The sequence below is a fragment of the Streptomyces sp. genome (assembly GCF_019510245.1).
Classification (GTDB): domain Bacteria; phylum Actinomycetota; class Actinomycetes; order Streptomycetales; family Streptomycetaceae; genus Streptomyces.
This window is the reverse complement of sequence record NZ_JAEKKT010000152.1, coordinates 1-25,945: the sequence shown is the minus strand read 5'-3', so window position 1 is coordinate 25,945 and position 25,945 is coordinate 1. Positions and strand designations below refer to the sequence as shown.

Below are 25,945 nucleotides of genomic sequence, written 5' to 3'. Positions count from 1 at the left end.
GCGGGCGGGACAGGCGACGACCGCTCCCGGCGCGGGCTGAACCGCGCGGAGCTGGGTAGATTGACTCTTCTGACGAGAGATCCCCTACGCCGATCGTGCCGGAGCCCCCATGCCGTTCAGCCGTCTGGCCACCGCGACCACGCCCACCGCGCACATCGGACTCGGCCTCGCCGCCGTCGGCCGCCCCGGCTACATCAACCTCGGCCGCGAGGAGGATCTCGGCGAGGACCGCAGCGTCGAAGCGCTCCGCGCCCGGACCCATGACCTCCTCGACGCCGCCTACGCCCAGGGCGTCCGCTACTTCGACGTGGCCCGCTCCTACGGCCGCAGCGAGGAGTTCCTCGCGTCCTGGCTGGCCGCCCGCCCCGACGTCACCGACGTCGTCGTCGGCAGCAAGTGGGGCTACACCTACACGGCCGGCTGGTCGGCGGACGCCGAGACGCACGAGGTCAAGGACCACAGCCCGCAGACGTACGACCGTCAGCGCGCCGAGACGGCCGAGCTGCTCGGGGACCGGCTCGACCTCTACCAGATCCACTCGGTGACCCCGGACAGCCCCGCCCTCACCGACAAGGACCTCCACGCCCGCCTCGCCGAAGCGGCGGCCACCGGCCTCACCATCGGCTTCTCCACCAGCGGCCCCGCCCAGGCCGACGCGATCCGCGCCGCCCTCGCCGTGACGGTCGACGGCGAGCCCCTCTTCCGTACCGTCCAGTCGACGTACAACGCCCTGGAGACCTCGGCGGGCCCGGCCCTCGCCGAGGCGCACGACGCCGGACTCACGGTGATCGTGAAGGAGGGCATGGCCAACGGCCGGCTGGCCGCCCCGCACGCCCCCGAAGCCCTGCGGGCCGTGGCCGAGGAGACCGGCCTCGGCTGCGACGCCGTCGCGCTCGCGGTCGTACTGCGCCGGCCCTGGGCCGGTGTCGTCCTCTCCGGCGCGGCGACGGTCGCCCAGCTCGCCTCCAACCTGCACGCGGCCGTGGTCGACCTCGACGCGGACCAGCAGGTGAGTCACCCATGACCCTTGTGAGACGTGAGTGTCTCACCTGGGTTACTCTTGTCTCATGGCCCTCGACCGCGACCATGTCCTGCGCAGCGCAGCCGCCCTGCTGACCCGCAAATCCACCGCGACCATGGACGAGGTCGCCAAGGCCGCCGGGATCAGCCGGGCCACCCTGCACCGGCATTTCGCGGGGCGCGACGCGCTCGTCCGCGCGCTGGAGGCGCTCGGCATCGAGGAGTGCGAGGCGGCCCTGGACGCGGCCCGCCTGGACGAGGGCCCCGCGGCCGACGCCGTACACCGTCTGGTCCGCGAGATCGAACCGGCCGCCGGCCTGCTCGCCTTCCTCTACACCGAGAACCAGCTGTTCGAGGGCGACGGGCAGCACCAGGGCTGGACACGGATCGACGACCGCATCGCGGCCCTCTTCAGGCGCGGCCAGCGGACCGGCGAGTTCCGTATCGACCTCACGCCCGCCTGGCTCACCGAGGCGCTGTACGGCCTGCTGGCCTCCGCCGCCTGGGCGGTCTCCGAAGGCCGCGTCGCCCCCAAGGACTTCACCCACATGATCGTCGAGCTGTTGCTCGGCGGCGCACGACGAAGAGAGGAATCATGACCAGCACCGTGCAGCCGGCGCGCGTCGCGGAGACGGAGGAGAAGCGGCCGGGCCGCTGGCTCGCCCTCTCCGCCCTCGTGCTCGCCGTGCTGCTGGTGGCCGTGGACGCGACCGTCCTCGGCCTGGCGACCCCGTACATCAGCGAAGACCTCGACCCCTCCGGCACCCAGCTGCTGTGGATCGGCGACGTCTACTCCTTCGTCATCGCCGGTCTGCTGGTCTCGATGGGCAGCCTCGGCGACCGCATCGGCCGCAAGCGGATCCTGCTCGTCGGCGCCACGGCGTTCGGCGCGATATCCGTCCTGAACGCGTACGCGACGACCCCCGGCATGCTGATCGCGGCCCGCGCCCTGCTGGGCGTCGCGGGCGCGACCCTGATGCCGGCCACCCTCGCCCTGATCCGCAACCTCTTCCACGACCCGCGCGAACGCAGCCTCGCCGTCGGCATCTGGGGTGCGGCGGCCTCGGCCGGCACGGCCGTCGGCCCGATCGTGGGGGGCTTCCTGCTCGAACACTTCTGGTGGGGCTCGGTCTTCCTGATCAACCTGCCGGTGATGGTGGTCCTGGTCCTCGTCGGCCTCCGGACGCTCCCGGAGTCCCGCAACCCCGCCCCGGGTCCCTGGGACCTGAACAGCGTCGTCCTGTCGCTGGTCGGCGTGATCGCCGTCGTGTACGCGGTGAAGGAGGCCGCGGCCCACGGCCTCACCGGCGGGACCGCGGCCGCCGCCGTCCTCGGCGTCGTGGCCCTCCACGGCTTCGTCCGCCGCCAGCTCACCATGCCCGAGCCCCTGCTGGACATGAGGCTGTTCCGCAACCGCGGCTTCAGCGGCGCGGTCCTGGCCGACCTGCTGACCGTGCTCGGCATGTCCGGCCTGGTGTTCTTCCTCTCCCAGTACCTGCAACTGGTGCAGGGCAGGAGTCCGTTCGAGGCGGGCCTCGCCGAACTGCCGGCAGCGGTCGGCGCGATCGCGGCGGGCCTGGTGGCCGGGCGGGCGGCGCGCCGTCACTCCGTACGTGCGGTGGTCTCCGGCGGCCTGGCGGCCGTGGGCGTGGCCCTCGCGGCCCTGACCACCCTCTCGCAGTCCACCGGCTACCCGGTCCTCGGTGCCGCCCTCCTGGTGGTCGGCGTCGGCGCGGGCTTCTCCTTCACGGTGACGGCGGACGTGATCCTCTCCAGCGTCCCCAAGGACCAGGCCGGTGCCGCCTCGGCGGTCTCCGAGACGGCCTACGAACTGGGTGCCGCGCTGGGCATCGCCCTGCTCGGCTCCATCGTGATGGGCGTCTACCGCGGCTTCGCGGCCCCGCCGGGCACCCCGCCCGCCGCCCGCGAATCGCTCGGCGCGGCGCTGGAGGCATCGAAGACCATGCCCGCACCCACGGCGACCGACATGCTGACAGCGGCCCGCGACTCCTTCACCCACGGCCTCCACCTGGCCTCGGGCGCAGGCGCCACCGTCCTCCTGGCAACAGCACTGGCGGCCTGGTTCCTGCTCAGGAACCAGAAACTGGAAGGTGCCGCGTAGGCGCAACACCCCAGGGGCGCTGGGGGTACCCCCGGCCGAGGGCTGGGGGAGGAACTGCGGGAGAAACCACGACGCACCCGCGCCCAAAATGCCACCGAACCCCTCCCCCCTCACTTCTTGTAACCGAGCACCGTCATCATCCCGCTCTCCGAGTGGTACTGGTTGTGACAGTGCAGCATCCACAACCCGGGGTTGTCGGCATCGAAGTCGAGCACCAGCTTGCGATGCGGCAACACGATCGTCGTGTCCTTGCGCGCCCCCGCCGAGCTGATCCCGGTGACCGAGAACGTGTGCCCGTGCAGGTGCATCGGGTGCCACATGTCGGTCGCGTTGACGAGCGTCAGCCGCACCCGCTCACCCGACCGCACCTCGTGCCGCTGCCGCACGTCGTACTGCGTGTGGTCGAACCCCCAGTCGTACCGCTGCATCGTGCCGGTGATCCTGATGAGCAGGTCGCGGTCGGGGACCCGGTCGTCCATGGCGACGGACTCGGCCGGCAGCAGGCGGCGCGCCGGCACGATCTCGCGGTCCAGCTCGTCCGGGCGGACATCCGGAGCCGGAAGGCTTTTCCCCTTGTCGGTGCGGAGGATCGCCATCGCCTTGCCCTTCTTGCCCTCGGCGAGTGCGACGAGCGGGAAGACACCGTCCTTGGCGGTGACGAGGACGTCGTACCGCTCGGCCATCCCGATGAGCAGCGCGTCGGTCCTCTTGTGCTGCACGGGGTAGCCGTCGGTGTGGGTCACGGTCATCTGGTGGCCGCCGAGCGCGACCCGGAACGCGGTCTCGGAGCCCGCGTTGATGATGCGGATCCGGACCCGGTCGCCGGGGCGGCAGCGGAAGACCGAGGGATCGGTGTGCAGGCGGCCGTTGGCCAGGTAGTGCGGGTAGGCGACGTTGCCGCCCTCGCCGTGCAGCAGCTGGCTGTGCGAGTTGTGCAGGATCCGGTCGGGGCCCGTCGGCTTCTTGGACTTGGGCTTGGACGAGGGCTTGGACGGCGATGCGGAGGCGTGCGCCGATCCGTGCGGGCTCGGGCTCCCGTGGCCGGGGCCCATGCCCATCCCCATGTTCATCGCCATGGACCCGCCCGGCTTGAGCTGGTCGAGCACCTGGTCGGGGCTGGAGCCGTCGATGTCGTCGACCCAGTCGTCCAGGACGACGATCCACTCCTGGTCGTAGGCGAGCGGTTCCTTCGGGTCGTCGACGATGAACGGCGCGTAGAGAGCCCGGTCGGGCTGCATGCCGACGTGCGAGTGGAGCAGATAGGTGCCGGGGTGGGCGGCGACGAACCGGTAGATGAAGTCCGTGCCCGGCTGGATGGGCGGCTGGGTCAGGTCCGGGACACCGTCCATGTCGCAGCGCAGGCGCACCCCGTGGGCGTGCAGTGTGGTCTTCTCGGCCAGTTGGTTGGAGAGGGTCAGGCTGAGGACGTCACCGGCGGTGACGCGCACCAGCGGCCCGGGGATCGACTCGTTGTACGCCCAGCTGTGCACCGACCGCCCGCCCAGGTCCAGCATGCTCCTGGCCGCCGTGAACCTGATCATGCGGACGGGCCCGGAGCCGCGCTTCCGCTCGGCCGCGAGCACCTCCGGGTCCGACGGGTTGACGTACCCCTTGGGCCCCTGCGGGACGAACCCCGCGGTGCCGACCGTGTGCTGCGGGCCGGAACGGGGTTCGGAGCCCGAGTCGGTACATGCCGCGAGGAGTCCCGCGCCGGCGGCAGCGAACGGAGCACGGAGCAGGGTACGCCGAGAAGGTTTCTGCATGTCTGAATAAGACATGCTGTGTGCTCATATGGCAGGTAAATGCGGGCGAATGACCGATGTGTCGGGACAGATTCCACCGGCAGGCGGACGCCGGACGGGTGTCCGGCAGATGGCAGACAGAAGGGCACGGACCACCGGTCCGTGCCCTTGCGCCGAAAGGGTGTCAGCCCGTCTCCGCCGTCAGGCGGCCTTCGCCTTCGTGGCGTACATGTCCACGTACTCCTGCCCGGACAGCCGCATCACCTCGGCCATCACCGAGTCGGTCACGGCCCGCAGCACGTAGCGGTCCCGGTCCATCCCCTCGTACCGCGAGAACTCCATGGCCTCGCCGAACCGGACGGTGACCTTGCCGGGCCGCGGGATGCCCGCGCCGCCCGGCTGCAGCTTGTCCGTGCCGATCATCGCGAAGGGGACCACCGGCGCGCCGGTCATCAGCGTCAGCCGCGCGATGCCGGTACGGCCCCGGTAGAGCCGGCCGTCGGGGGAGCGGGTGCCCTCCGGGTAGATCCCGAAGATCCGGCCCTCGTCCAGGACCCGCTTGCCGGTCATCAGCGCGGCGACGCCGCCGCTCGCGCCGTCCCGGTCCACCGGGATCATGCCGACACCGGTGAAGAACCAGGCCATCAGCCGGCCCTTGAAGCCCTTTCCGGTGACGTACTCGTCCTTGCCGATGAAGAAGACCTGCCGCTTGCTCACGAGCGGCAGGATCATCGAGTCGATGAAGGTGAGGTGGTTGCCGGCGAGGATGACCGGCCCGTCCCCCGGGATGTGCTCCACGCCCTCCACCTGGGGGCGGAACATCAGGCGCATGATCGGTCCGAGCACTGCCTTGATGAGCGCGAAGCGGGACAACGGGTCCTCCGATGTCGAGGGGCGGTATGAGTCTGTGCAGGTGAGGACATTACTCGCGGCTCCGCGGGAAGCGCACATCGGGTACGGCCGGTTCACCGAGGTCTTACGTACTGTTGACGCTGGTTTACCTGCGGTGACACCCGGGAGTCGGCTTGTAACGAGCCCGCGACGATGTGACGGATGTCGCCGACGGACCGTCATGACACGCCGTCCACCAGCCATACGGCGTCATCCGGCCGTTGGGCCGGCGGTCTCCCTTCGGTCACATGTGCAGTCCTACGATCAGCCGGCATCGAAGGGCGGAAGGTCAGGAGGGCGCTCATGAACACGGACGAGTCGAACGAGCGGACGCAGGTGAACGGCACGACCGGACGGCGGGCGCTGCTCGGTGCCGCGGTGCTGGGCGCCGGTGGTGCGGTCCTCGGACTGCCCGGCGCGGCCAGAGCGGCCGAGGCCAGGCAGGCCGGTCACGGCAACGGCGGCCTGAAGAGCCTGCCGAAGCCGACGATCATCGGCCACCGCGGCTCCAGCGGCTACCGTCCGGAGCACACCTTCGGCTCCTACAACCTCGCCCTCGACCTCGGCGCCGACGTCGTCGAGGCCGGCGACCTCGTCCCCACCAGGGACGGCCACCTGGTCTGCCGCCACGAACCGGAGATCGGCGGCACCACGAACGTCGCCGACCACCCCGAGTTCGCCGACCGCAAGACCACCAAGACGCTGGACGGCGTCCCCACCACCGGCTGGTTCACCGAGGACTTCACGCTCGCCGAGCTGAAGACGCTGCGCGCGATCGAGCGCATCCCGGCCAACCGCCCGCACAACACGGTCTACAACGGCCGCTGGGAGATCCCCACCTTCGAGGAAGTCCTCAAGTGGCAGGACGAGCAGACCCGCAAGCGCGGCAAGCAGGTCTGGATCTACCCCGAGACCAAGCACCCCACCTACTTCCGCCGCCTCGGCCTCGGCCTCGAGGAGCGCGTCGCCAAACTGCTGCGCAAGTACGGCAAGGACAAGCGGAACTCGCCCGTCATCCTGCAGTCCTTCGAGCCGACCAGCATCCAGCGCCTGAACACACTGGTCGACAACCCGCTGGTGGTCCTGCTGTCCGGCGCGACCACCCGGCCCTACGACTTCGTCGCGACCGGTGACCCGCGCACCGTCGCCGACCTGATCACGCCCAAGGGCCTGCGCGAGATCGCCGGCTACGCGCAGGGCATCGGCCCGACCCTCGACCTGATCATCCCGAAGGACGCGAACGGCAACTTCACCACGCCGAGCACCCTCGTCGCGGACGCGCACAAGGTCGGTCTGATCCTGCACCCGTACACCATGCGCAACGAGAATCCCTTCCTGCCGCCGGCCTACCGCAACGGCTCCGCCGCGGACGCCTACGGCAACGTCTTCCCGGTCTTCCAGAAGTACTTCGAGACCGGCATCGACGGCGTCTTCACCGACAACGCCGACACCGCCCTGCTGGCCCGCGCCGACTTCGTCAACGGCTGAGCCCCCGCACCCCGTTCGGGGTGTCTCCCGGCCGCCCCGGCAACCCGTGCCGGGGCGGCCGCGTCGTTCCGCATATGACGAACGACCTGGTCGCCGCCCTGCACCCGCTGCTCACCGCGGAGGCCGCCGCCGAGGCGCATGCCTGCGGCAGCGACCCCCGCGACCTCGAGCAGAGCGTCTGGCTCCGCCTCCTGGAGCGCCTGGAGACCCACGGCCCACCCCGGGCTCCGGAGGACTGGCTGCGCCGTGCCGTGCGCGCCGAGTCCCGCCGCACCCGGCGTACCGCCCGCCGGGAACACCCCTACGCCACCGACCCCGCCGACCCCGGCGCCCCCACCCCCGAACAACGTGTCCTCATCACCGCCCGGCACCGCGCCCTGCGCGAGGCGGTCGCCCGCCTCCCCGGCCGCTGCCCCCGCCTCGTGCAGGCTCTGCTCTCCCCGAAGGACCTGACATACCGGGAAATCGCGGGGGAGTTGGGTATCTCACAGGGCAGCCTCGGCCCGGAACGCTCCAGATGTCTGGGTTGTCTGCGCCGATTGTTGACGCCGGAGGTTGCGCCCCGCGAAGCGCGGGGATAGGAGTGAGGACGACAGGCGATCAGGTGAGCGGGAGGCGTGCGCACATGGGCATGAGCGTGACCATCTCGGTGGCGACCGAGCAGGATGCAGAGCAGATCTTCAGGCTCCAGTACCTGTGCTTCCAGAGTGAGGCAGCGCTGTACGGCAACTACCGCATCGACCCGCTCGTCCAGAGCCTCGACTCGGTCCGCCAGGAACTCGCCACCGACTGCGTCTTCGTCGCCCGCCTCGGCGAGGAGGTCGTCGGCTCGGTCCGCGGCTCGGTCACCGAGGACGGCGCCGCCGCCATCGGCAAGCTCTGCGTCCACCCCCGCCTGCAGGGCCACGGCATCGGCGCCCGCCTGCTCCGCGCGGCCGAGGAGGCCCTCGCCGAACAGCGCGGCGCCAAGAGGTTCCGCCTCTTCACCGGCCACCGCAGCGAGGGCAACCTCCGCCTGTACCGCCGCGTCGGCTACGAAACCGTAGGCACCTCGAAGGGCGCGGACGGCGTCCCGATGATCGTCCTGGAAAAGGCGGCCAGTACCTACGCGACAACGGCCTAGCTTTTCACCGCCCTCACTGAAGCGCCCCTTCAGGGGCGCTGGGGGTACCCCCGGTCGAAGACCGGGGGAGGAACTGCGCGACCAGCCAGGGACTACCCGCAGTCGCGCACGTTCCTCAAGCCGCTTCCTCCTGGGCGCCCTTGCGCAACCAGTACAACGCAGAAATCGGCAACAGCACGGGAATGAACACGTACCCCATCCCGTAGTCCGACCACACGGTCGCATCCGGGAACGCGGACGCGTCGACCACGGTCCACGTACCCACGATCAACACCCCTGCGAGTTCGGCGGCGCAGCACACCCGCGCCACCCTGCGGGCCGTCTCGCCGCCCCGCACCAGCGTGTACGTGATGAACGCGTACACCACCCCGGCAACGGCGGACAACGAGTACGCGAGCGGCGCCCGGTCGAACTCCGTCGCGATCTGGTAAGCAGATCGCGACACCGCCCCCACGACCATCACACCGTAGAACCACACCAGCAGCGTCCCCGGCCCACTGGTCAGCCGCTTCGGCCTCTCTTCCACGGCCGTCATCTCACCCTCCCCAGATGTCATAGAGCCGCACCTCCAGCACGGCCAGCACCACACCGGCCGCGGCGACCGTCACCGAACCCCACCGCGTCCGCTCGGCGAGCGACATGAACCCCGCGGCCGGCACGCACGCGAACGCGCCCAGCAGATAGGCGACGAAGATCGTCGTCCCCTGGTCCGGCTTCTCGCCCCGCGCCAGCAGCACGATGCCGGCGATCAGCTGGATCACCGCCAGCACCGTCACCACGGCCATCCCGATGAAGTGCCAGTCCTTCGTCGGCTGGTCCCGGTACGCCGCCCAGCCGCACCACGCGGCGAGCAGCAGCGCGGCGACTCCGGTCACCAGCAGCAGGGCATTGAGCATGCGGTGACCTTATTACGGCCGAAACGGCCCGATGCCGTCGCCCCTGCCGTACACCGTAGGGTCTAGACCATGACGATCCACGCACAAGCCCTGCTTTTCGACAACGACGGCACCCTCGTCTCCTCCCTCGCATCGGTCGACCGCTGCTGGACCCGGTGGGCGGCGGAGTACGGCGTCACCGAGGAGTTCGCCCGCGTCGAACTGCACGGACGGCCCGCCGCGGACATCGTCGCCGACCTGCTCCCGCCGGCCCTCGTACCGGAGGCCGTCGCCCGGGTCGAACAGCTGGAGGTGGAGGACGTCCCCAACGGCGGCGTCCACCTGCTCCCCGGCACCGCCGCCCTGCTCGACTGCCTGCCCGCCGACCGCTGGGCCGTCGTCACCTCCGCCACCCGCCGCCTGGCCGAGGCCCGCCTGGAGGCGGTCGGGATCCGGCCGAAGACGCTGGTCTGCGCCGACGACATCACCCGCGGCAAGCCCGACCCCGAGCCCTACCTCCTCGCCGCCCGGCAACTCGGTGTCGACCCGGCGCACTGCGTGGTGTTCGAGGACGCCCCCGCCGGACTTCAGGCGGGCCGCGCGGCCGGCATGACCACCGTGGCGTTGGCCACAACCCACCAGGCGCACGAGCTGGCCGCGGACCTGGTGGTGAAGGACCTCTCGGCCTTGTCCGCGCTGGTCACCGAGCGCGGTGTCGAGATATCGCCGCGCGGCTGAAGGGTGTCCGCCGCTGTCCACCATGCGGACAGCGGCGGTCCGTCAGGACCGTAGGTCTGGTTTACTGATCACATGACCACGACGAGCGACCGCACCCCTGCGACCGAGGCGACCATGACGCCCGGTGCTCGTTGTATGTGTCGAATGTGCGCCTTCTAGAGGGCCCCCGCACCACCCCAGAGCTCGCGCCCCGAAGCGAGACCGGTGGCATGTCCGTACGAGGCCACGACGCCCGTACGTGACGCAAGCCGCCCCCCGCGCACATGTTCTCCCCGGTTCAGCGCCCCTGCGAGAACCGTGCCGCGTCCCTGAACGAACGCACCCGTGCGCCCGGGCACACCCACGCCCGCGCACTCAACAGTGACGGAAACCCACGTGATCACCACCACGGGCCTGACGAAAATCTATCGGTCCCACAGTTCCCCCGGCCGGGAGGTCACCGCCCTCGACGGCGTCGACCTGCACGTCCGCGAAGGCGAGGTGTACGGCGTCATCGGCCAGTCCGGCGCCGGCAAGTCCTCGCTCATCCGCTGCGTCAACCTGCTGGAACGCCCCACCACCGGCACCGTCACGGTCGACGGACAGGACCTCACCGCCCTCGCCGGCCGCGGTCCCCGGGCCGGCCGGGAACTGCGGCAGGCGCGCAGCCGGATCGGCATGGTCTTCCAGCACTTCAACCTGCTGTCCTCGCGGACGGTCCAGGACAACGTCGAGCTGCCGCTGGAAATCCTCGGAAAGTCAGGGAAGGAACGTTCCCGCAAGGCACTTGACCTGCTCGACCTGGTCGGGCTCGCCGACAAGGCCAAGGCCCACCCGGCCCAGCTCTCCGGCGGCCAGAAGCAGCGCGTCGGCATCGCCCGCGCCCTGGCCGGCGACCCCAAGGTGCTGCTCTCCGACGAGGCCACCAGCGCCCTCGACCCGGAGACCACCCGCTCCATCCTCCAGCTGCTGCGCGACCTGAACCGGCAGCTGGGCCTGACCGTCCTGCTCATCACGCACGAGATGGACGTCGTGAAGACCGTCTGCGACTCGGCCGCCCTCATGGAGAGGGGGCGGATCGTCGAGCACGGCACCGTCAGCGAACTGCTCGCGACCCCCGGCTCCGAGCTGGCCGCCGCGCTCTTCCCGGTCGGCGGCGAGGCCTCCGGCGACGACCGCACCGTCCTCGACGTCACCTTCCACGGCGAGGCCGCCACCCAGCCGGTCATCTCCCAGCTCTCCCGCACGTACCACATCGACATATCGATCCTCGGCGCCGCCATCGACACCGTCGGCGGCCTCCAGATCGGCCGGATGCGCATCGAACTGCCCGGCCGCTACGAGGACAACGTGGTGCCCATCGGCTTCCTGCGCGAGCAGGGCCTGCAGATCGACGTACTGGGCCAGGAGCCCGCGCTGGTGAAGGACGGTGCCAAGTGACCTGGACCGATTGGTCTGCGATGCAGCCGCTGCTGTCCCAGGCGTGTTGGGACACGCTCTACATGGTCGGCTGGTCCACGCTGATCGCCGTCGTCGGCGGCCTTCCGCTCGGCGTCCTGCTCGTCCTGACCGACCGGGGCGGCCTGCTCCAGAACGTGCTGGCCAACAAGGTCATCGGGCAGATCGTGAACGTCGCCCGCTCGATGCCCTTCATCATCCTGATGGTCGCGCTGATGAACTTCACCCGCTGGATCACCGGGACGACCATCGGCCGCGAGGCCGCCATCGTGCCGCTCGCGATCGGCGCCATCCCGTTCTTCGCGCGTCTCGTCGAGACGGCTGTCCGCGAAGTGGACGGCGGGCTCGTGGAGGCCGTGCAGTCGATGGGCGGCAACACCTGGACCGTCGTACGCAAGGTCCTCGTACCCGAGTCGCTGCCCTCGCTCATCTCCTCCACCACGACCACGATCGTCGCGCTCATCGGCTACTCCGCCATGGCCGGCACGGTCGGCGCCGGCGGGCTCGGCGACATCGCCATCCGCTACGGCTACCAGCGGTTCGAGACCGAGCTGATGTGGATCACGGTCGCCATCCTCGCCGTCGTCATCTCGGTCATCCAGTTCGCCGGCGACTATGCGGCCCGCTCGCTGCACCGCCGGGGCGGTCAGTCGGGCCCGGTGCCGAGGCTCCGGCTGCTCAAGGCGTCCACCGCGACGAGCAAGACCGTCTGAGCCGACCCTCCCCAGCACTCCCCGCACCACCCACCGCGGGGTCGCTCCACCCTTAAGGAAAGGCACTTTTCGTGCGTAACACCGCCAAGCTCACCACCGCCGTCCTCGCCGCCGGAGCCCTCACCTTCGGGCTCACCGCCTGCGGCTCGGACAAGGGCTCCGCCTCCGGCTCCGGCGACTACAGCGGGCCGCTGGTCGTCGCCGCCAGCCCGACCCCGCACGCCGAGATCCTCGACTACATCAAGGACAACCTGGCGAAGAAGGCCGGACTCGACCTGGAGGTCAAGGAGTTCACCGACTACATCACGCCGAACACGGCGACCGAGGACGGCTCGGTGGACGCCAACTACTTCCAGAACAAGCCGTACCTCGACGACTTCAACGAGAAGCGCGGCACCCACATCGTGCCCGTCGTCACGGTGCACCTGGAACCGCTCGGCCTCTACTCCCACAAGGTCAAGAGCGCCGACGCGCTGAAGAGCGGTGCGACGATCGCCGTCCCCAACGACGCCGTCAACGAGGCGCGCGCCCTCAAGCTGCTGGCCGCCAACGACCTCATCACCCTCAAGGCCGGCGCCGGCAGCGAGGCGACCCCGCAGGACATCGCCAAGAACCCGAAGAACCTCAAGTTCAAGGAGGTCGAGGCGGCCCAGACCGCGCGCTCCCTGGACGACGTGGACGCCGCGGTCATCAACGGCAACTACGCCATCTCGGCCGGCATCAAGCCCGCCGCGGACGCTCTCGTCCTGGAGTCCGCGAAGGACAGCCCGTACGGCAACTTCCTCGCGGTGAAGAAGGGCAACGAGAAGGACCCGCGGGTGAAGAAGCTCGCCAAGCTCCTCACCTCGCCCGAGGTGAAGAAGTTCATCGAGGACAAGTACCAGGGCTCGGTCATCCCGTCCTTCTGAGCCGTCCCGTCCTTCCGGCGGCACGTATACGGCGTATCGCCACGCACGGGGTCCACTCGGTCACCACGGGTGGACCCCCGTCGTGCGGTTCAGTGGTTTCATGCTGCATGCTGGGCAGTTCGCAGGCCCTGAAGGATTTCCGAAGGTTACGGAGCGGCGCATGACTAGCACCTTCCCCAACATCTCCATCAGCACGGAGCGGTTGGTGCTGCGTCCCCTCGACGAGGACGACGTGCCCGCGCTGGCCGAGATGATGAACGACGAGCAGGTGGCGGCCTGGACCAGCGTCCCGCAGCCGTACAGCGAGGACGCCGCCCGGCGCTGGATCACCGAGCACGCCCCGGCCGAGCGGCTCGCCGGCCGGGGCCTCGACCTCGCCGTCACCGAGTTCCTGACCCAGCGACTGGTCGGCGTCGTCCGGCTCGCCAGGACCAACTGGCACATCCGGTCGACCGGGTTGTCGTACATCATCGCCCCCTGGGCCCGCGGCGAGGGCTACGCCTCCGAGGCCGCGCTCGCCACCGCCCAGTGGCTGCTCGGCGACCAGAAGCTGGAGCGCGTCGAACTGCGCACCGCCGCCGACAACGCCGCCGCGCAGCAGGTGGCACAGAAGATCGGCTGTATCAGCGAGGGCGTGCTGCGCAACGCCTGCATAGTCCGCGTCCGCACCGAGGACGGCACCTGGGCGGACGTGCGCAGCGACTACATCGTGTGGAGCCTGCTCCCGGAGGACCTGGAGGGCGCGGGTGAGGAACTCGCCGGAAGCGACGGTTTCACGTCCTGGAACTGACGGCGGCGGGTCTCGCCCCGTCGCGTGCCGTACACCTCCACCAGGTACTCTCAGGGAGCCCGCCCTCCGGGCCCGGACCCTGACGACCTGCGAGAACCCTGGAGACTGACGACGATGGCCGACCGGGTCACGGTGATCGGCTGGGACGGCTCGCCCCTGACCGCCGCGGGACGCGGCGCGCTCGGCGCCGCCACGCTCGTTGCGGGCGCCGCCCACCATCTAGCCCTCCCCGAGGTGCCGCCCGGCGCGGAACGCATCCGTCTCGGCAGCGTGGCCCTCGCGGCCCGCCGCATCGCCGGCCACCGCGGCACCGCCGTGGTGCTCGCCGACGGCGACCCCGGCTTCTTCGGCGTCGTACGGACCCTGCGCGCACCCGAGTTCGGCCTGGAGGTCGAGGTCGTCCCCGCGGTTTCCTCGGTGGCCGCCGCCTTCGCACGAGCCGGAATGCCCTGGGACGACGCACAGGTGGTGGTCGCACACCGGCGCACCCTGCGACGCGCGGTGAATGTGTGCCGCGCCCACACCAAGGTCGCCGTCCTCACCTCACCAGGCGCCGGACCCGCCGAACTCGGCCTGCTGATGGAGGGCGTGCACCGCACCTTCGTCATCTGTGAGGAACTCGGCACCGAACGCGAACAGGTGCACGTCGTCACCTCCGACAAGGCCGCCGACCACGCCTGGCGCGACCCCAACGTCGTCATCGTCATCGGCGGCACGACCGGAGCGGTGACGGTACCCGAGGGCGGCGGCTGGATCGCCGGCCGCGATCCGGCGGCCGGCCCGCGCGGTTGGGTGCTGCCCGACGCGGAGTACGGCGACGGAGCCCCGCTCGGCGAAGGGGAAACGGATCTGCTGCGGGCCGCCCAACTCGCCCGGCTGGGACCCCGGGTCGGAGACCTGGTCTGGGACATCGGCTGCGGCAGCGGTGCGTTCGCCACGGAGGCAGCGCGCGCCGGAGCGGCAGTCATCGCCGTCGACCGGGACCTCGCGGCCTGCGTGCGCAGCGAGACGGCCGCCCGGAGGTTCGGCGTCCTGCTCCAGATCGTGCACGGCGGCGCGCCCCACGTGCTGGAGAACCTGCCCGAACCCGACGTCGTCCGGGTCGGCGGCGGGGGAGCGGCCGTGGTCAACGCGGTCGCCGACCGCCGCCCGCAGCGCATCGTCACCCACGCCGCCACCCGCGACGCGGCCGAACTCGTCGGCCGCGACCTGACCGAGCACGGATACCAGGTGGAGTGCGCCCTGCTGCAGTCCGTCGAACTCGACACCAGGGCCTGGACGGAGACCGAGCGGAGCGTCGCGTTCCTGCTCAGTGGTGTTCTCCCCGAGCGCGCCCCGTGATCCTGTTGTCATACTGCGCGCGGTAGGCTGGCCGATCGCTGCACCGCACCGGTGGCCCGGAAATCTGTTCGTCAATGTCCGGAAAACACGCTCCTTTTGGGGCGGGTGTGGTACGGCAGAACCGGGGACGCGCAACGTGGCGCAGTCCACAGCGGGCTGTCGCGGATCACGCTGTCGCGACGGTCGAACGGCCGGGACAATGCCACTGAATGGCTTTGTCGCCTTTTCCGGCGGGTCGTTCGTGCCGCTGGGCACGCACGCTCGTTCTTCACTGCAGGGGCGGTCGGTGCGCCGCCCCGGGCGAGCTGGTCGTAGAAGGCACTAACCGATGGGCGAGGGGTACGCATGACGGACACCGGCCAGGTCCCGGGCGAGGGACTGCCGGAGAGTGCAGGCATGGTGGAGCAGCCGGGCGTTGCCGCGCACGGTGCGTACACCTACCTCTCCGAGTCGCCTGCCGAGGACGAAGAGGACCTGCTGCTCCCCGGCGCCCAGGGCGCCTGGGGCAACGAAGTGCCACCGCCGGCACCGGAGCCGGTCGTCGAGACCGTCCACGAACCCGGCCCGCACGAGACGGCCGGCCGGGACAGCGGCTCGGTCGACCTGAGCGCGGTCCGGCTGCCCAACTCGGTACCGGCGTCCCCGATCCTCTCCGTGCCGCACGACCCGGCGGCCGCCCCGGCCCCGCGCCGCCCGCTGCACCTCGGCCCGCCGATCCCCGACGCCTCCGCCAGCCCGGTCCGCTCGCTCGCCGACCGCGGCCCGGCCGGCGCACCGGTACGGCAGCCGGGTGCGCCGGCGGCCGGTCCCGAGTACCTCGACGTCCAGCCGCTGCACGAGGCGGTACCGCAGTCCGCCGCGCCCTGGGGTGCGCCGCAGGCCGTGCCGCAGCAGGCCGTGCCGCAGACGGCACCGCAGGCCGCTCCGGTGGCACAGGTGGCCGCACAGGCCCCGGCTGCCGAAACGGTTGCCCCGGTCGGCACGGCTGCGGAGACGGCTACGGCCACTGTCGCGGCTCCCGTCGCGGCCGCGGTGCCCGTGGTCCCGGAAGCCGAGCCGCAGCCGCAGCCCGTGCTCGACCCGGCCGGTGCCGCGCAGGCGGCCGTCGCCCGCCTCGCCACGGCGGCCGTGGCCACGGGCACGGCGGGCGAGCCGCAGGTGCAGCCGGCCGGCGTCGGCGCGCAGCCCGAGAACGCGTACGGTCCGCAGGGCGCCGTCCAGCCGGTCGACGCAGGTGTTCCCGCGCCGGCGACCGAGCCGGTGGCGCCGCAGGCCGTGCAGGCACCGGAGGTTGCTCAGGAGACGCAGGCCCCGCAGTTCCCGGACGCTCCGGGGATGGCCGAGGCTCCGCAGGGGCCGGACGCGGTACCGCCGCAGCCGGCTCAGGCGGGCGTGGTGAGTGCGGAGACCGCGCAGGTGGCCGGCGCCGACGCGACAGCGGGCGGCGGTACCCCGCCGGTACCGGAGGAGACCGCTCACCCGCTCGCGGAGCCGGAGCCGGTCGCGGAGGCCATGGCGGCCGCGCCGGAGCAGCAGGTCGTGGCACCGGTCGGGGTGGAGCAGGCCACGGAACTCGTGGCGCCCGAGCCGAGCGGCCCGGCGCCGGAAGCCGTCATGGCGGAAGCCGCCGTGCCGGACGCAGTGGTACCGGACGCAGTGGTACCGGAAGCCGTAGTACCGGAAGCCGTGGTGGCAGAAGTTGCCTGGCCGGAAGGTGCTGCGCCGGAAGGTGTCGTACCGGAAGGTGTCGTGGCGGAGATCGCTGCGCCCGGGTCCGTTCCGGCGCCGGAGGACGTCGCGGCCGAGCCCGGCCTGCCCGAGCCCGCCGTGCCGGTGCAGACGGAGGAGGCCGCCGCCGAGGAATCCGCCCCGGCAGCCCCCGCGCCCATCGCCGCCACCGAGGCCCCGCAGCCGCCCCAGCCGGCGGAGCCGGCGGAGCCCCTCGCGCCGGTCGTCCCGGACGCCGAGCAGGTCGCCCCGCCCACCGAGGCCGACGTACCGGCGGCTGTCGCACCGCCGACGGCCGAGGCCCCCGAGGCACTCCCCGCCGAGCCCGCCCAGCCGGTAGAGGTCCCCCTCGCCGGCCCGCAGACCCAGGGCCCGGCTTTCACCCCCGGGGAGGCCCCGGCGGCCGCCGTCCCGGGCCAACCCGCCGCGGACCACCGGCTGGGTGAGTTCGTCCCCGTCGACGGCCAGGTGCCGACCACCCCGCATCTCGCCCCCACCCCGCCCCACCCGCTGGTCCTGCCCGCCCAGGACCAGGGCGGACCGTCCGTGCCCCAACAGGCCGCGACGGTCCCCGCGCCCCGTGAAGCCGAACCCGCTCCGCTGCCGGAGCACCCCGATGTCGTACAGCAAGCGGAGGACCTGGACACCAGGGCCGCCGACCAGGAAGAGAGCACGGCCCCCGTGGCAGAAGCACGTCAGTCCACCGGCCCGGCCGCGCCCGCCTACGACGACGCCGAACGCGAAGCCGTCCTCAAGGTCATGCGCGAGCGCCGTGACATCCGCAACGGCTTCCGCAGTGACCCCATCCCGCACGAGGTGCTGCTGCGCGTCCTGGAGGCCGCGCACACCGCGCCCTCCGTCGGCCACTCCCAGCCCTGGGACTTCGTCGTCATCCGCTCGGCCGACACCCGCCGCTCGATGCACGAACTGGCCATGCGGCAGCGCGACGCCTACGCCAAGTCCCTTCCCAAGGGCCGCGCGAAGCAGTTCAAGGAACTGAAGATCGAGGCCATCCTCGACACCCCGGTGAACATCGTCGTCACCGCCGACCCGACGCGCGGCGGCCGCCACACCCTCGGCCGGCACACCCAGCCGCAGATGGCGCCCTACTCCGCCGCCCTCGCCGTCGAGAACCTCTGGCTCGCCGCGCGTGCCGAGGGCCTCGGCGTCGGCTGGGTCAGCTTCTTCGACGAGCGCGAGATGGTCCGCGCCCTCGGGCTGCCGGAGCACCTCGAAGTCATCGCGTACCTGTGCGTCGGGTACGTCGACGAGTTCCCGGACGAGCCCGAGCTGATGCAGGCCGGCTGGTCCAAGCGCCGCCCGCTGTCGTGGGTCGTCCACGAGGAGACGTACGGCCGCCGCGCGCTGCCCGGCGAGGACCCGCACGACCTGCTCGCCGAAACCGTCGCCAGCGTCCGCCCTCTGGACGCCAAGGCGCTCGGCGAGGCCTGGGAGCGGCAGAAGCGGATGACCAAGCCGGCCGGTGCGCTCGGCATGCTGGAGATCATCTCCGCCCAGCTCTCCGGTCTGTCCCGGCAGTGCCCGCCGCCGATCCCGGAGCCCGCGGCCGTCGCGATCTTCGCGGGCGACCACGGGGTGCACGCCCAGGGCGTCACTCCCTGGCCGCAGGAGGTCACCGCCCAGATGGTGGCCAACTTCCTCGGCGGGGGAGCGGTCTGCAACGCGTTCGCGAGCCAGGTGGGCGCCGAGGTCTGCGTGGTCGACGTCGGTGTCGCGGCCGAGCTGCCCGCCACGCCGGGCCTGCTGCCCCGCAAGGTCCGCGCGGGCACCTCCGACATGACGACCGGCCCCGCGATGACCCGCGAGGAGGCCAAGCAGGCCATCGAGGTGGGCATCGAGACGGCCCGCGACCTGGTGGCTGCGGGCAACAAGGCGCTGCTCACCGGCGAGATGGGCATCGCGAACACGACCGCGTCCGCGGCTCTGATCTCCGTCTTCACGGGCGCCGACCCCGCCGAGGTCACCGGCCGCGGCACCGGCATCAACGACGAGACCCTCGCCCGCAAGACCGAGGTGGTCCGCCGCGCCCTGGAACTCCACCAGCCGGACCCGGCCGACCCGATCGGGGTCCTGGCCGCGATCGGCGGCTTCGAACACGCCGCGATGGTGGGGCTGCTGCTGGGCGGCGCGTCCCTGCGTACGCCGGTGATCCTCGACGGCGTCAGCGCGGGCGCCGCCGCCCTCGTGGCCCGCGCCATCGCCCCCGAGGTCCTGGCCGCCTGCATCGCCGGCCACCGCAGCGCGGAACCGGGCCACGTGGCAGCCCTGAACAAACTGGGCCTGCGCCCCCTCGTCGACCTCGACCTCCGCCTCGGCGAGGGCACGGGCGCCCTGCTCGCGCTTCCCCTGGTCCAGAGCACGGCGAGGGCCATGCACGAGGTGGCCACGTTCGATTCGGCGGGCGTGACGGAGAAGTAGGAACCGCGATACCGCGTTCCTGCAGCCCTGGCTGGTGGCCTGCCGTAGGGTGCCGACGCCGGTTGCTGGCACCCGTTACTGGTTGCCGAGGCTGGTGGCTGTGGCCGGTTGCCGACGCCGGTTACCGGCATCGGTTGCCGAGGCGGGTGCCGGGTGCCGATGCTGTTGGCCGTGGTCGGGAGGCCGGATGCCGGTGGCTGGACGCTGGTGGGCCGGCGGCCGGTAGCTGTGAACCGCCTGCGCCGTTGCGCATGGCTGGCTGTCGGCTGTCGGCTGTGGGCCTTGGGCTGCTACGGGACGGCTGCGCCGGGCTCCCTGTCGGCCGACCGGTGGTTGTGGGCAGGCGTTCCGCAGGGCGGAACGGGTGGGCACAACCACCCACCGCCGTGCACCCGGCCACGCAGCCCAGCCACCGGACACCCCAGCCGACCGAAACCCCCGCCCCGTAAAATCTGCACGTCAGGGCTACCGCACCGCCGCCGAAAGAGGAGCCGCACCGCATGGCCGAACACCCCGCCTACCCCGTAGGCCTCCGCCTTTCCGGCCGCCGCGTGGTCGTCCTCGGCGGCGGCCAGGTGGCCCAGCGCCGCCTCCCCGCCCTCATCGCGGCCGGCGCAGACATCACCCTCGTGTCCCCGGAAGCCACCCCCTCCGTCGAGGCGATGGCCGACGCCGGCGAGATCACCTGGACCAGGCGCCCCTACCAGGACGGCGACCTCGGCGAAGCCTGGTACGCGCTGATCGCCACCAGCGACCCCGCCGCCAACACCGCCGCCTCCGCCGAGGCGGAGCGCCACCGCGTCTGGTGCGTGCGCTCCGACGACGCCGACCAGGCCACCGCCTGGACCCCGGCGACCGGCCACAGCGAGGGCGTCACGGTCGCCGTCCTCACCACCGACGCGCGCGGCCGCGACCCCCGCCACACCGCCGCCATCAGGGACGCCGTCGTCGAGGGCCTGCGCGACGGCACCCTCGTCGCCCCCCACCACCGCACCCGCACCCCCGGCGTCGCCCTGGTCGGCGGCGGCCCCGGCGACCCCGACCTGATCACGGTCCGCGGCCGCCGCCTGCTCGCGGCCGCCGACGTCGTCATCGCCGACCGCCTCGGCCCCCGCGACCTCCTCGCCGAACTCCCGCCGCACGTCGAGGTGATCGACGCCGCGAAGATCCCCTACGGCCGCTACATGGCCCAGGAGGCCATCAACAGCGCCCTGATCGAGCACGCGAAGCAGGGCAAGTCGGTCGTCCGGCTGAAGGGCGGCGACCCCTACGTCTTCGGCCGCGGCATGGAGGAGGTCCAGGCGCTCGCCGAGGCCGGGATCCCCTGCACGGTCGTCCCCGGCATCTCCAGCTCGATCTCCGTGCCGTCCGCCGCCGGCATCCCGGTCACCCACCGGGGTGTCGCCCACGAGTTCACGGTGGTCAGCGGTCATGTCGCGCCGGACGACGAGCGCTCGCTGGCCGACTGGCCGTCCCTCGCCAAGCTCACCGGGACCCTCGTCGTCCTCATGGGCGTCGACAAGATCGGGAAGATCGCCGAGACGCTGGTCGCGCACGGGAAGTCCCCGGACACCCCGGTCGCTCTGGTCCAGGAAGGCACGACGGCCGCTCAACGCCGGGTCGACGCGACCCTCGCCACGGTGGCGGACGTCGTCCGCACGGAGGAAGTGAAGCCCCCCGCGGTCATCGTGATCGGCGAGGTCGTGAACGTCGGCCCGCCGACGGCGCCCTGAAGGGCGCCGGCGTAACCCCGGGTAACACAACCCGCTCCAGACCATTGGCACCCCACCCAGGACAAGGCAGTATCACCCTGTGGCCGATCTCATCACCGTTGAGGATCCCGACGACCCCCGCCTCCGTGACTACACAGGCCTGACCGACGTCGAGTTGCGCCGCAAGCGCGAACCGGCCGAGGGCCTGTTCATCGCCGAGGGCGAGAAGGTCATCCGCAGGGCGAAGGACGCGGGCTACGAGATGCGTTCCATGCTGCTGTCCGCCAAGTGGGTCGACGTCATGCGCGACGTCATAGACGAACTCCCGGCCCCCGTCTACGCGGTCAGCCCGGACCTCGCCGAGAAGGTCACCGGCTACCACGTGCACCGCGGCGCCCTCGCCTCCATGCAGCGCAAGCCGCTGCCGACGGCGGCCGAACTGCTGCGCACCACCCGCCGGGTCGTCGTCATGGAGTCGGTCAACGACCACACCAACATCGGCGCGATCTTCCGCTCGGCGGCCGCCCTCGGCATGGACGCGGTGCTGCTGTCCCCGGACTGCGCCGACCCGCTCTACCGGCGCAGCGTGAAGGTCTCGATGGGCGCCGTCTTCTCGGTGCCGTACGCCCGTCTCGACACCTGGCCCAAGGGGCTGGACTCGGTCCGCGAGGCCGGGTTCACGCTGCTCGCCCTCACCCCGGACGAGAAGGCCCGCAGTCTGGACGAGGCCGCCCCGCACCGGATGGACAGGGTCGCCCTGATGCTCGGCGCGGAGGGCGACGGCCTCTCCACCCAGGCCCTGGTCGCCGCCGACGAATGGGTGCGCATCCCGATGTCCCACGGCGTCGACTCCCTGAACGTGGGCGCGGCGGCCGCAGTCGCCTTCTACGCGGTGACCGCCGGCCGCCCCGAGGTGTAGCCGGGCCCGCTACTCCCTGAGGGCCATGGCCTTCGCCGGTACGGCACCGGTACCGGGCACGCCCATTCCGTGCGCCGGTCCTGAGCAGCCCTGGGCCAGCGCGATCCCCAGCGCCACCAGCAGGGTCACCACGACGAACACGAACAGCCGCTGGCGCAGCAGCCGGGGATTGGCCGGCCGCCGTCCGGTACCGGTGGGACGCGGCGCCGGACGCCCGTTGCCACCGCGCGACGCGGGCCGGTTGCCGGTCCCGTTCCCGGGCCGGGTGCCGTTGCCGCGCGGGGCGGGCGTGGGGCGCGCGCCGTTCGGCCGCGACGGCACACCGCCGGCCTGGCGCGGACCGCTGCCGCCGCGCGAGGGAGCGTTGCCCCGCACCGGCGCGCCCGACGCACCCGACGAGGACTGCGGCCGGCGCTGGGTGCGCTGCGGATCCGGGTAGGTCGAGTAGGTGTCGGCGAGCCGCCCGGTCGGCCGGTCCGCCTCCGCGGCACGCGGCGCCGGCGGCCGTACGTCGGCCAGCCCCTGCGCCTCGCGCGCGGCGATCTCCTTCAGCCGGAGCGACAGCTGGAGCGTGCTCGGCCGCTCCTCCGGGTCCTTGGCCAGGCAGGCCCGCACCAGCGGTGCGAGCGCGTCCGGTACGCCGTGCAGCTGCGGCTCCTCGTGGACGACCCGGTAGAGCATCACCTCGGAACTGCCGTGTCCGAAGGGCGAGTCGCCGGTCGAGGCGTAGGCGAGGGTCGCGCCGAGCGAGAAGACGTCCGTGGCCGGGGTGACCGCCGCCCCGCGCACCTGCTCGGGCGCGAGGAACCCGGGGGAGCCCACCGCCGTACCGACGTGCGTGAGGGTGGAGGCCCCGGTGGCCCAGGCGATGCCGAAGTCGATGATCCGCGGCCCCTTCGGGGACAGCAGGATGTTCGACGGCTTGAGATCCCGGTGCACGACCCCGGCCTCGTGCACGGCGACCAGGCCCTCGGAGAGCGCCGCGCCGACCGCCGCCGCGTCCGCCGCGCCGAGCGGGCCGTCGTCGGCGACCTTGTCGTGGAGCGAAGGGCCGGGCACGTACTGGGTGGCGAACCACGGCCGCTCGGCCTCCAGGTCGGCCGCGACCAGCCGCGCGGTGCAGCCGCCCCTGATCCGCCGGGCCGCCGAGACCTCACGGGCGAAGCGGGACCGGAACTCCTGGTCCTCCGCCAGATCGGGCCGGATCACCTTCAGCGCGACCCGCTGCCCCTTCTTGTCGGAGCCGAGGTAGACCACACCCATCCCGCCGGCGCCGAGCCTTCTGTGAAGCCTGAACGAGCCGACGACGCGCGGGTCCTCGCGCCTCAGGCGCATCATCGCCATGTTCATCCCCGCTGCCCGGTCCGTCTGACGTGGCACAGCTTACGTTTACCGGGCCGCCCGTGCGCAGAGGCCGCGCCCTCTCGGCCCGATGGATTGTCAGTGCCGGGTGCGAGACTTGAGGAGTGGTCAGGAAGGCGCCGTTATCGGCGCCTTTGAGTACCCGTCTGCTCCAACAAGCCGTCACAGAAGGGGGATTGATGCTGTGAAGGGTGACCGCGTGGAGATAGTCGTGGACGCCGGCGACACGACCCGTACGTACGAGGTGGTGGCGAGCAGGGCGGGGCGCCGGGTGGAGACGGCGGTACGACGGGGGGTGGTGGAAGTGAGCGAAGTCACGCGCAACGGGGCCGTCGTCCGGACCGCCCGTTTCATGGCGACCCGGGTCCTGGCTCTCGTGGAGCAGCCGGTGCCCCGCGAGGACAGCTCGGAAAAACCGGGCAGGACCGGGCACCCCCTCCGGGAAGACCCTGAGGGGTAGGACGAGACGTAGGACCCGTCTCCACCCAGGGGAGTAGACCGCAGGTCACGGCTCATCCTCTCGGAGGCCCGCGATTCGGTACGAGGGCATGACGTCCGCGAGGTGGCACGCGCCTAGATTTGAGGTCAAGCGGCGGGTGCAGCACTCGTCCCCCGAGGTCAGACACCCGCCGCTGCCAACGACAACTGAGCACGGTCAGGAGAGGGACCATGGCCCTTACGGCACAGCGGACACACACCAGCCGCCCCCGCCGACAGGGCCGCCGCCACCCACTGGTGGCGACGCTGATGGCCCTTCCCCTGGCGGTCCTGCTCCTCGTCGTCTTCGACGGCTGGGAGACAGTGGCCACACAGGCGTCGTCCGTGGGAGTGATGCTGGGGCGCTGAGCGGCGACCCCAGGCCCGGAAGAGCGGTCCGGGCGGGGACATCCACCCATGAAACCCCGTGGGGACGGGGGTGCGGCGGACGGCAAAATGCCGGCGCAGCTGGGGAGCTGCGCCGGCATTGCTTTTTCTGCGGGGCGGCGGCGTGCGTCGTCGACTGCGGGCGGCTGGGGGCTGATCGCGCAGTTCCTCCCCCAGCCTTCGGCCGGGGTACCCCCAGCGCCCCTTACGGGCGCTGCCCAGCCGTGTCCTACATACATAGCTGCGGGCAGTCGTGCCGCGGGGCGGCACGGGTGGGTGCTGGGGTCCCCTCCGGCCGAAGGCTGGGGGAGGCACCCCGCAGGCGCGGGCGAGCGACACGCCGGTACCCCAGCCCCCACCCCGGCCGCAGGTGAACCCCGGCCCACCGCACCCACGTACCCTCACCCCAGCACAGCCGCAGACCCGGGGGACCCGATGACCGCAGACGTACTGCCCCAGCTGACCGCCAGGATCAGAGCTGCCGCTCACCCGGGCCCGACGTCCCCGTGCGCCTGCGGCACCACCACCCTCGCCCACCGCCCCGACACCACGGTCCTCCGCCACGCGGCAACCGTCGCCAAGGCCCACGCCCCCGACACCGACCCCACCGCCCTGACTCTCCGCCTGGCCATCGCCACCGGCCTCCCCGACGTCTTCCTCCCGCCCCTCGCCCCGGCCCCCGCCGCCTTCGTCGGCGACCGTCCCGTCACCCTCTGGCCGTACGGCGCCCCCCTGGACCCCGACGCCCCGGAGGAGGCCCCCTGGGAAGCCGCCGCCACCCTCCTCGCCCTGCTCCACCGCACCCCGCCCACCGCCGCCGCGCCCCCGATGCGCGGCCCCGCCAAGGCTGCCCACGCCATGGCCCGGCTCGGGGAAGCCCTCGCCGCCACGGGCGCCCACCCCGCCGCCGCACCCGTCCTCCGTGCCTGGTCCGCCCTGCCCCCCTGGGCCCGCGCCGAGGCACCCGTGCCGGACCGCCCCCGCACCCTGTGCCACGGTGACCTGCACCTGGGCCAGCTGGTCCGGTATCCGGCGCCGGACGGCCCGTGGCGGCTCATCGACGTGGACGATCTCGGTGTCGGCGACCCCGCCTGGGACCTCGCCCGCCCCGCGGCCTGGTACGCCTGCGGCCTTCTTCCGCCCGACGAGTGGTCCCGCTTCCTCGGCGCCTACCGCGCGGCCGGCGGCCCGGCCGTACCGCAGGACGGCGACCCCTGGGCCGCCCTGGACGTCCCGGCCCGCGCCCTCACCGTCCAGACCGGCGCGCGCTACCTCGCGAAGGCGATCGCCGCGGATCGCCCCCTGGACACGGTGGAGCAGTCCCTGATCGACGCCTGCGCCCGAATGGCACCGGAATGACCCTCCGTCCGGCCCGGTTGGCGCACGATTTCCCGAAGTAGGCTGCAACCGGCCAGGGTCGGACGGAGTCTGTCCTGGAAGAACGTGAAGCAGTTTTTACCGGCGAGGAGTTGAGCCGACCATGCAGTGTCCGAAGTGCCATGCGCCGATGCACACCTACAACCGCAACGGCGTCCAGATCGAGCAGTGCAGCGGTTGCCGGGGCATCTTCCTCGACTACGGCGAGCTGGAGGCGCTGACCCAGCTGGAGGCGCAGTGGTCCAAGCCCGTGCCGCCGCCGGCTCCACAGGCGTACCCGGCCCCGCCCGCGCCGGCCTGGGGCGCCCCGCACGGTGGCGGTCACCACGGTGGCGGTCACGGCGGGCACTACGGCG

Annotated in this window: 24 protein-coding genes; 19 read left to right on the top strand and 5 right to left on the bottom strand. The window is 72.1% G+C overall.

Features of this window, described 5'->3' with window-relative positions:
* The first annotated feature begins 109 nt into the window (after window positions 1–109).
* From JF597_RS27695 to JF597_RS27685, 3 genes are read left to right on the top strand one after another with little or no spacing between them, the layout of a single operon-like run.
* The gene (locus JF597_RS27695) at window positions 110–1,024 is read left to right on the top strand and encodes an aldo/keto reductase (protein WP_366916452.1); all 915 of its coding nucleotides are present in this window, start codon (window positions 110–112) and stop codon (window positions 1,022–1,024) included.
* Between the two features lie 43 nt (window positions 1,025–1,067).
* On the top strand, window positions 1,068–1,619 hold the full coding sequence (locus JF597_RS27690; protein ID WP_294001487.1) for a TetR/AcrR family transcriptional regulator: 552 nt from the start codon (window positions 1,068–1,070) through the stop codon (window positions 1,617–1,619).
* Entirely contained in the window at window positions 1,616–3,142 is a 1,527-nt protein-coding gene (locus JF597_RS27685) for an MFS transporter (protein WP_294001485.1), read from the top strand. The genes JF597_RS27690 and JF597_RS27685 overlap by 4 nt, the downstream gene beginning before the upstream one ends.
* 110 nt (window positions 3,143–3,252) lie before the next feature.
* Here the strand turns inward: JF597_RS27685 and JF597_RS27680 are convergent, their stop codons facing one another.
* Together JF597_RS27680 and JF597_RS27675 are read right to left on the bottom strand one after the other, a co-directional pair.
* A complete protein-coding gene (locus JF597_RS27680; RefSeq protein WP_294001483.1) occupies window positions 3,253–4,905 on the bottom strand; it encodes a multicopper oxidase family protein in 1,653 nt (550 codons plus the stop codon).
* 180 nt (window positions 4,906–5,085) lie between these two features.
* Window positions 5,086–5,757 carry a lysophospholipid acyltransferase family protein gene (locus JF597_RS27675; protein ID WP_089103180.1) on the bottom strand — a complete coding sequence of 224 codons (672 nt, stop codon included), beginning with the start codon at window positions 5,755–5,757 and terminating at the stop codon, window positions 5,086–5,088.
* A 321-nt stretch (window positions 5,758–6,078) separates the two neighbouring features.
* Here JF597_RS27675 and JF597_RS27670 point away from each other — a divergent pair, with 321 nt between their 5' ends.
* From JF597_RS27670 to JF597_RS27660, 3 genes are all read left to right on the top strand, one after another.
* Window positions 6,079–7,263, top strand: a complete 1,185-nt coding sequence (locus JF597_RS27670; protein WP_294001478.1) for a glycerophosphodiester phosphodiesterase — start codon at window positions 6,079–6,081, stop codon at window positions 7,261–7,263.
* Window positions 7,264–7,337: 74 nt separating this feature from the next.
* Window positions 7,338–7,844: a sigma-70 family RNA polymerase sigma factor gene (locus tag JF597_RS27665; protein WP_294001476.1), complete on the top strand. Its 507-nt coding sequence runs from the start codon at window positions 7,338–7,340 to the stop codon at window positions 7,842–7,844.
* 44 nt (window positions 7,845–7,888) lie between these two features.
* Window positions 7,889–8,386, top strand: coding sequence for a GNAT family N-acetyltransferase (locus tag JF597_RS27660; protein ID WP_294001473.1), 498 nt, complete (start codon window positions 7,889–7,891; stop codon window positions 8,384–8,386).
* 115 nt (window positions 8,387–8,501) lie between these two features.
* Here JF597_RS27660 and JF597_RS27655 read toward each other — a convergent pair whose 3' ends face one another.
* On the bottom strand, window positions 8,502–8,921 hold the full coding sequence (locus JF597_RS27655) for a hypothetical protein (protein ID WP_294001470.1): 420 nt from the start codon (window positions 8,919–8,921) through the stop codon (window positions 8,502–8,504).
* Between the two features lies 1 nt (window position 8,922).
* Window positions 8,923–9,282: a hypothetical protein gene (locus tag JF597_RS27650; protein WP_294001468.1), complete on the bottom strand. Its 360-nt coding sequence runs from the start codon at window positions 9,280–9,282 to the stop codon at window positions 8,923–8,925.
* 69 nt (window positions 9,283–9,351) lie between these two features.
* On the opposite strand from JF597_RS27650, the gene JF597_RS27645 reads away from it, so the two are divergent.
* From JF597_RS27645 to JF597_RS27605, 9 genes are all read left to right on the top strand, one after another.
* A complete protein-coding gene (locus JF597_RS27645) occupies window positions 9,352–9,999 on the top strand; it encodes an HAD family hydrolase (protein ID WP_294001466.1) in 648 nt (215 codons plus the stop codon).
* Between the two features lie 375 nt (window positions 10,000–10,374).
* Window positions 10,375–11,418: an ATP-binding cassette domain-containing protein gene (locus JF597_RS27640; protein ID WP_294001463.1), complete on the top strand. Its 1,044-nt coding sequence runs from the start codon at window positions 10,375–10,377 to the stop codon at window positions 11,416–11,418.
* A gap of 20 nt (window positions 11,419–11,438) precedes the next feature.
* Entirely contained in the window at window positions 11,439–12,149 is a 711-nt protein-coding gene (locus JF597_RS27635; protein WP_294001569.1) for a methionine ABC transporter permease, read from the top strand.
* Between the two features lie 71 nt (window positions 12,150–12,220).
* A complete protein-coding gene (locus JF597_RS27630) occupies window positions 12,221–13,057 on the top strand; it encodes a MetQ/NlpA family ABC transporter substrate-binding protein (RefSeq protein ID WP_294001461.1) in 837 nt (278 codons plus the stop codon).
* Between the two features lie 160 nt (window positions 13,058–13,217).
* Window positions 13,218–13,847 (top strand): GNAT family N-acetyltransferase, encoded by a 630-nt coding sequence (locus JF597_RS27625; protein ID WP_294001458.1) that lies wholly within the window; start codon window positions 13,218–13,220, stop codon window positions 13,845–13,847.
* A gap of 114 nt (window positions 13,848–13,961) precedes the next feature.
* On the top strand, window positions 13,962–15,188 hold the full coding sequence (cbiE, locus tag JF597_RS27620) for a precorrin-6y C5,15-methyltransferase (decarboxylating) subunit CbiE (protein ID WP_294001455.1): 1,227 nt from the start codon (window positions 13,962–13,964) through the stop codon (window positions 15,186–15,188).
* Between the two features lie 345 nt (window positions 15,189–15,533).
* Complete coding sequence (gene cobT / locus JF597_RS27615) at window positions 15,534–19,355, top strand: nicotinate-nucleotide--dimethylbenzimidazole phosphoribosyltransferase (RefSeq protein ID WP_294001453.1); 3,822 nt, start codon at window positions 15,534–15,536, stop codon at window positions 19,353–19,355.
* A 500-nt stretch (window positions 19,356–19,855) separates the two neighbouring features.
* On the top strand, window positions 19,856–21,088 hold the full coding sequence (cobA, locus tag JF597_RS27610; protein ID WP_294001450.1) for a uroporphyrinogen-III C-methyltransferase: 1,233 nt from the start codon (window positions 19,856–19,858) through the stop codon (window positions 21,086–21,088).
* Window positions 21,089–21,167: 79 nt separating this feature from the next.
* Window positions 21,168–21,986, top strand: coding sequence for an RNA methyltransferase (locus tag JF597_RS27605; protein WP_294001447.1), 819 nt, complete (start codon window positions 21,168–21,170; stop codon window positions 21,984–21,986).
* A 9-nt stretch (window positions 21,987–21,995) separates the two neighbouring features.
* Here the strand turns inward: JF597_RS27605 and JF597_RS27600 are convergent, their stop codons facing one another.
* A complete protein-coding gene (locus JF597_RS27600; RefSeq protein WP_294001566.1) occupies window positions 21,996–23,336 on the bottom strand; it encodes a serine/threonine-protein kinase in 1,341 nt (446 codons plus the stop codon).
* 196 nt (window positions 23,337–23,532) lie between these two features.
* Between JF597_RS27600 and JF597_RS27595 the strand changes: the two genes are divergently transcribed.
* The 4 genes from JF597_RS27595 to JF597_RS27580 all read left to right on the top strand — a co-directional run.
* On the top strand, window positions 23,533–23,808 hold the full coding sequence (locus tag JF597_RS27595) for a hypothetical protein (protein WP_294001445.1): 276 nt from the start codon (window positions 23,533–23,535) through the stop codon (window positions 23,806–23,808).
* Between the two features lie 209 nt (window positions 23,809–24,017).
* Complete coding sequence (locus JF597_RS27590; RefSeq protein ID WP_294001442.1) at window positions 24,018–24,194, top strand: hypothetical protein; 177 nt, start codon at window positions 24,018–24,020, stop codon at window positions 24,192–24,194.
* 453 nt (window positions 24,195–24,647) lie between these two features.
* Entirely contained in the window at window positions 24,648–25,571 is a 924-nt protein-coding gene (locus JF597_RS27585; RefSeq protein WP_294001439.1) for a phosphotransferase, read from the top strand.
* A gap of 121 nt (window positions 25,572–25,692) precedes the next feature.
* Window positions 25,693–25,945, top strand: a 253-nt coding sequence (locus JF597_RS27580) for a zf-TFIIB domain-containing protein (RefSeq protein WP_294001437.1), incomplete at its 3' end; no start/stop codon positions are given.

Excerpts from the sequence above, each read along its gene's own strand:
- JF597_RS27635 (WP_294001569.1), top strand. The coding sequence starts at position 11,439 with ATGCAGCCGCTGCTGTCCCAGGCGTGTTGGGACACGCTCTACATGGTC.
- JF597_RS27670 (WP_294001478.1), top strand. The coding sequence starts at position 6,079 with ATGAACACGGACGAGTCGAACGAGCGGACGCAGGTGAACGGCACGACC.
- JF597_RS27645 (WP_294001466.1), top strand. The coding sequence starts at position 9,352 with ATGACGATCCACGCACAAGCCCTGCTTTTCGACAACGACGGCACCCTC.
- JF597_RS27680 (WP_294001483.1), bottom strand. The coding sequence starts at position 4,905 with ATGCAGAAACCTTCTCGGCGTACCCTGCTCCGTGCTCCGTTCGCTGCC.
- JF597_RS27660 (WP_294001473.1), top strand. The coding sequence starts at position 7,889 with ATGGGCATGAGCGTGACCATCTCGGTGGCGACCGAGCAGGATGCAGAG.
- JF597_RS27590 (WP_294001442.1), top strand. The coding sequence starts at position 24,018 with ATGGCCCTTACGGCACAGCGGACACACACCAGCCGCCCCCGCCGACAG.
- cbiE (WP_294001455.1), top strand. The coding sequence starts at position 13,962 with ATGGCCGACCGGGTCACGGTGATCGGCTGGGACGGCTCGCCCCTGACC.
- JF597_RS27625 (WP_294001458.1), top strand. The coding sequence starts at position 13,218 with ATGACTAGCACCTTCCCCAACATCTCCATCAGCACGGAGCGGTTGGTG.
- JF597_RS27600 (WP_294001566.1), bottom strand. The coding sequence starts at position 23,336 with ATGAACATGGCGATGATGCGCCTGAGGCGCGAGGACCCGCGCGTCGTC.
- JF597_RS27650 (WP_294001468.1), bottom strand. The coding sequence starts at position 9,282 with ATGCTCAATGCCCTGCTGCTGGTGACCGGAGTCGCCGCGCTGCTGCTC.
- JF597_RS27585 (WP_294001439.1), top strand. The coding sequence starts at position 24,648 with ATGACCGCAGACGTACTGCCCCAGCTGACCGCCAGGATCAGAGCTGCC.
- JF597_RS27690 (WP_294001487.1), top strand. The coding sequence starts at position 1,068 with ATGGCCCTCGACCGCGACCATGTCCTGCGCAGCGCAGCCGCCCTGCTG.
- JF597_RS27655 (WP_294001470.1), bottom strand. The coding sequence starts at position 8,921 with ATGACGGCCGTGGAAGAGAGGCCGAAGCGGCTGACCAGTGGGCCGGGG.
- JF597_RS27665 (WP_294001476.1), top strand. The coding sequence starts at position 7,338 with ATGACGAACGACCTGGTCGCCGCCCTGCACCCGCTGCTCACCGCGGAG.
- JF597_RS27695 (WP_366916452.1), top strand. The coding sequence starts at position 110 with ATGCCGTTCAGCCGTCTGGCCACCGCGACCACGCCCACCGCGCACATC.
- cobA (WP_294001450.1), top strand. The coding sequence starts at position 19,856 with ATGGCCGAACACCCCGCCTACCCCGTAGGCCTCCGCCTTTCCGGCCGC.
- cobT (WP_294001453.1), top strand. The coding sequence starts at position 15,534 with ATGACGGACACCGGCCAGGTCCCGGGCGAGGGACTGCCGGAGAGTGCA.
- JF597_RS27685 (WP_294001485.1), top strand. The coding sequence starts at position 1,616 with ATGACCAGCACCGTGCAGCCGGCGCGCGTCGCGGAGACGGAGGAGAAG.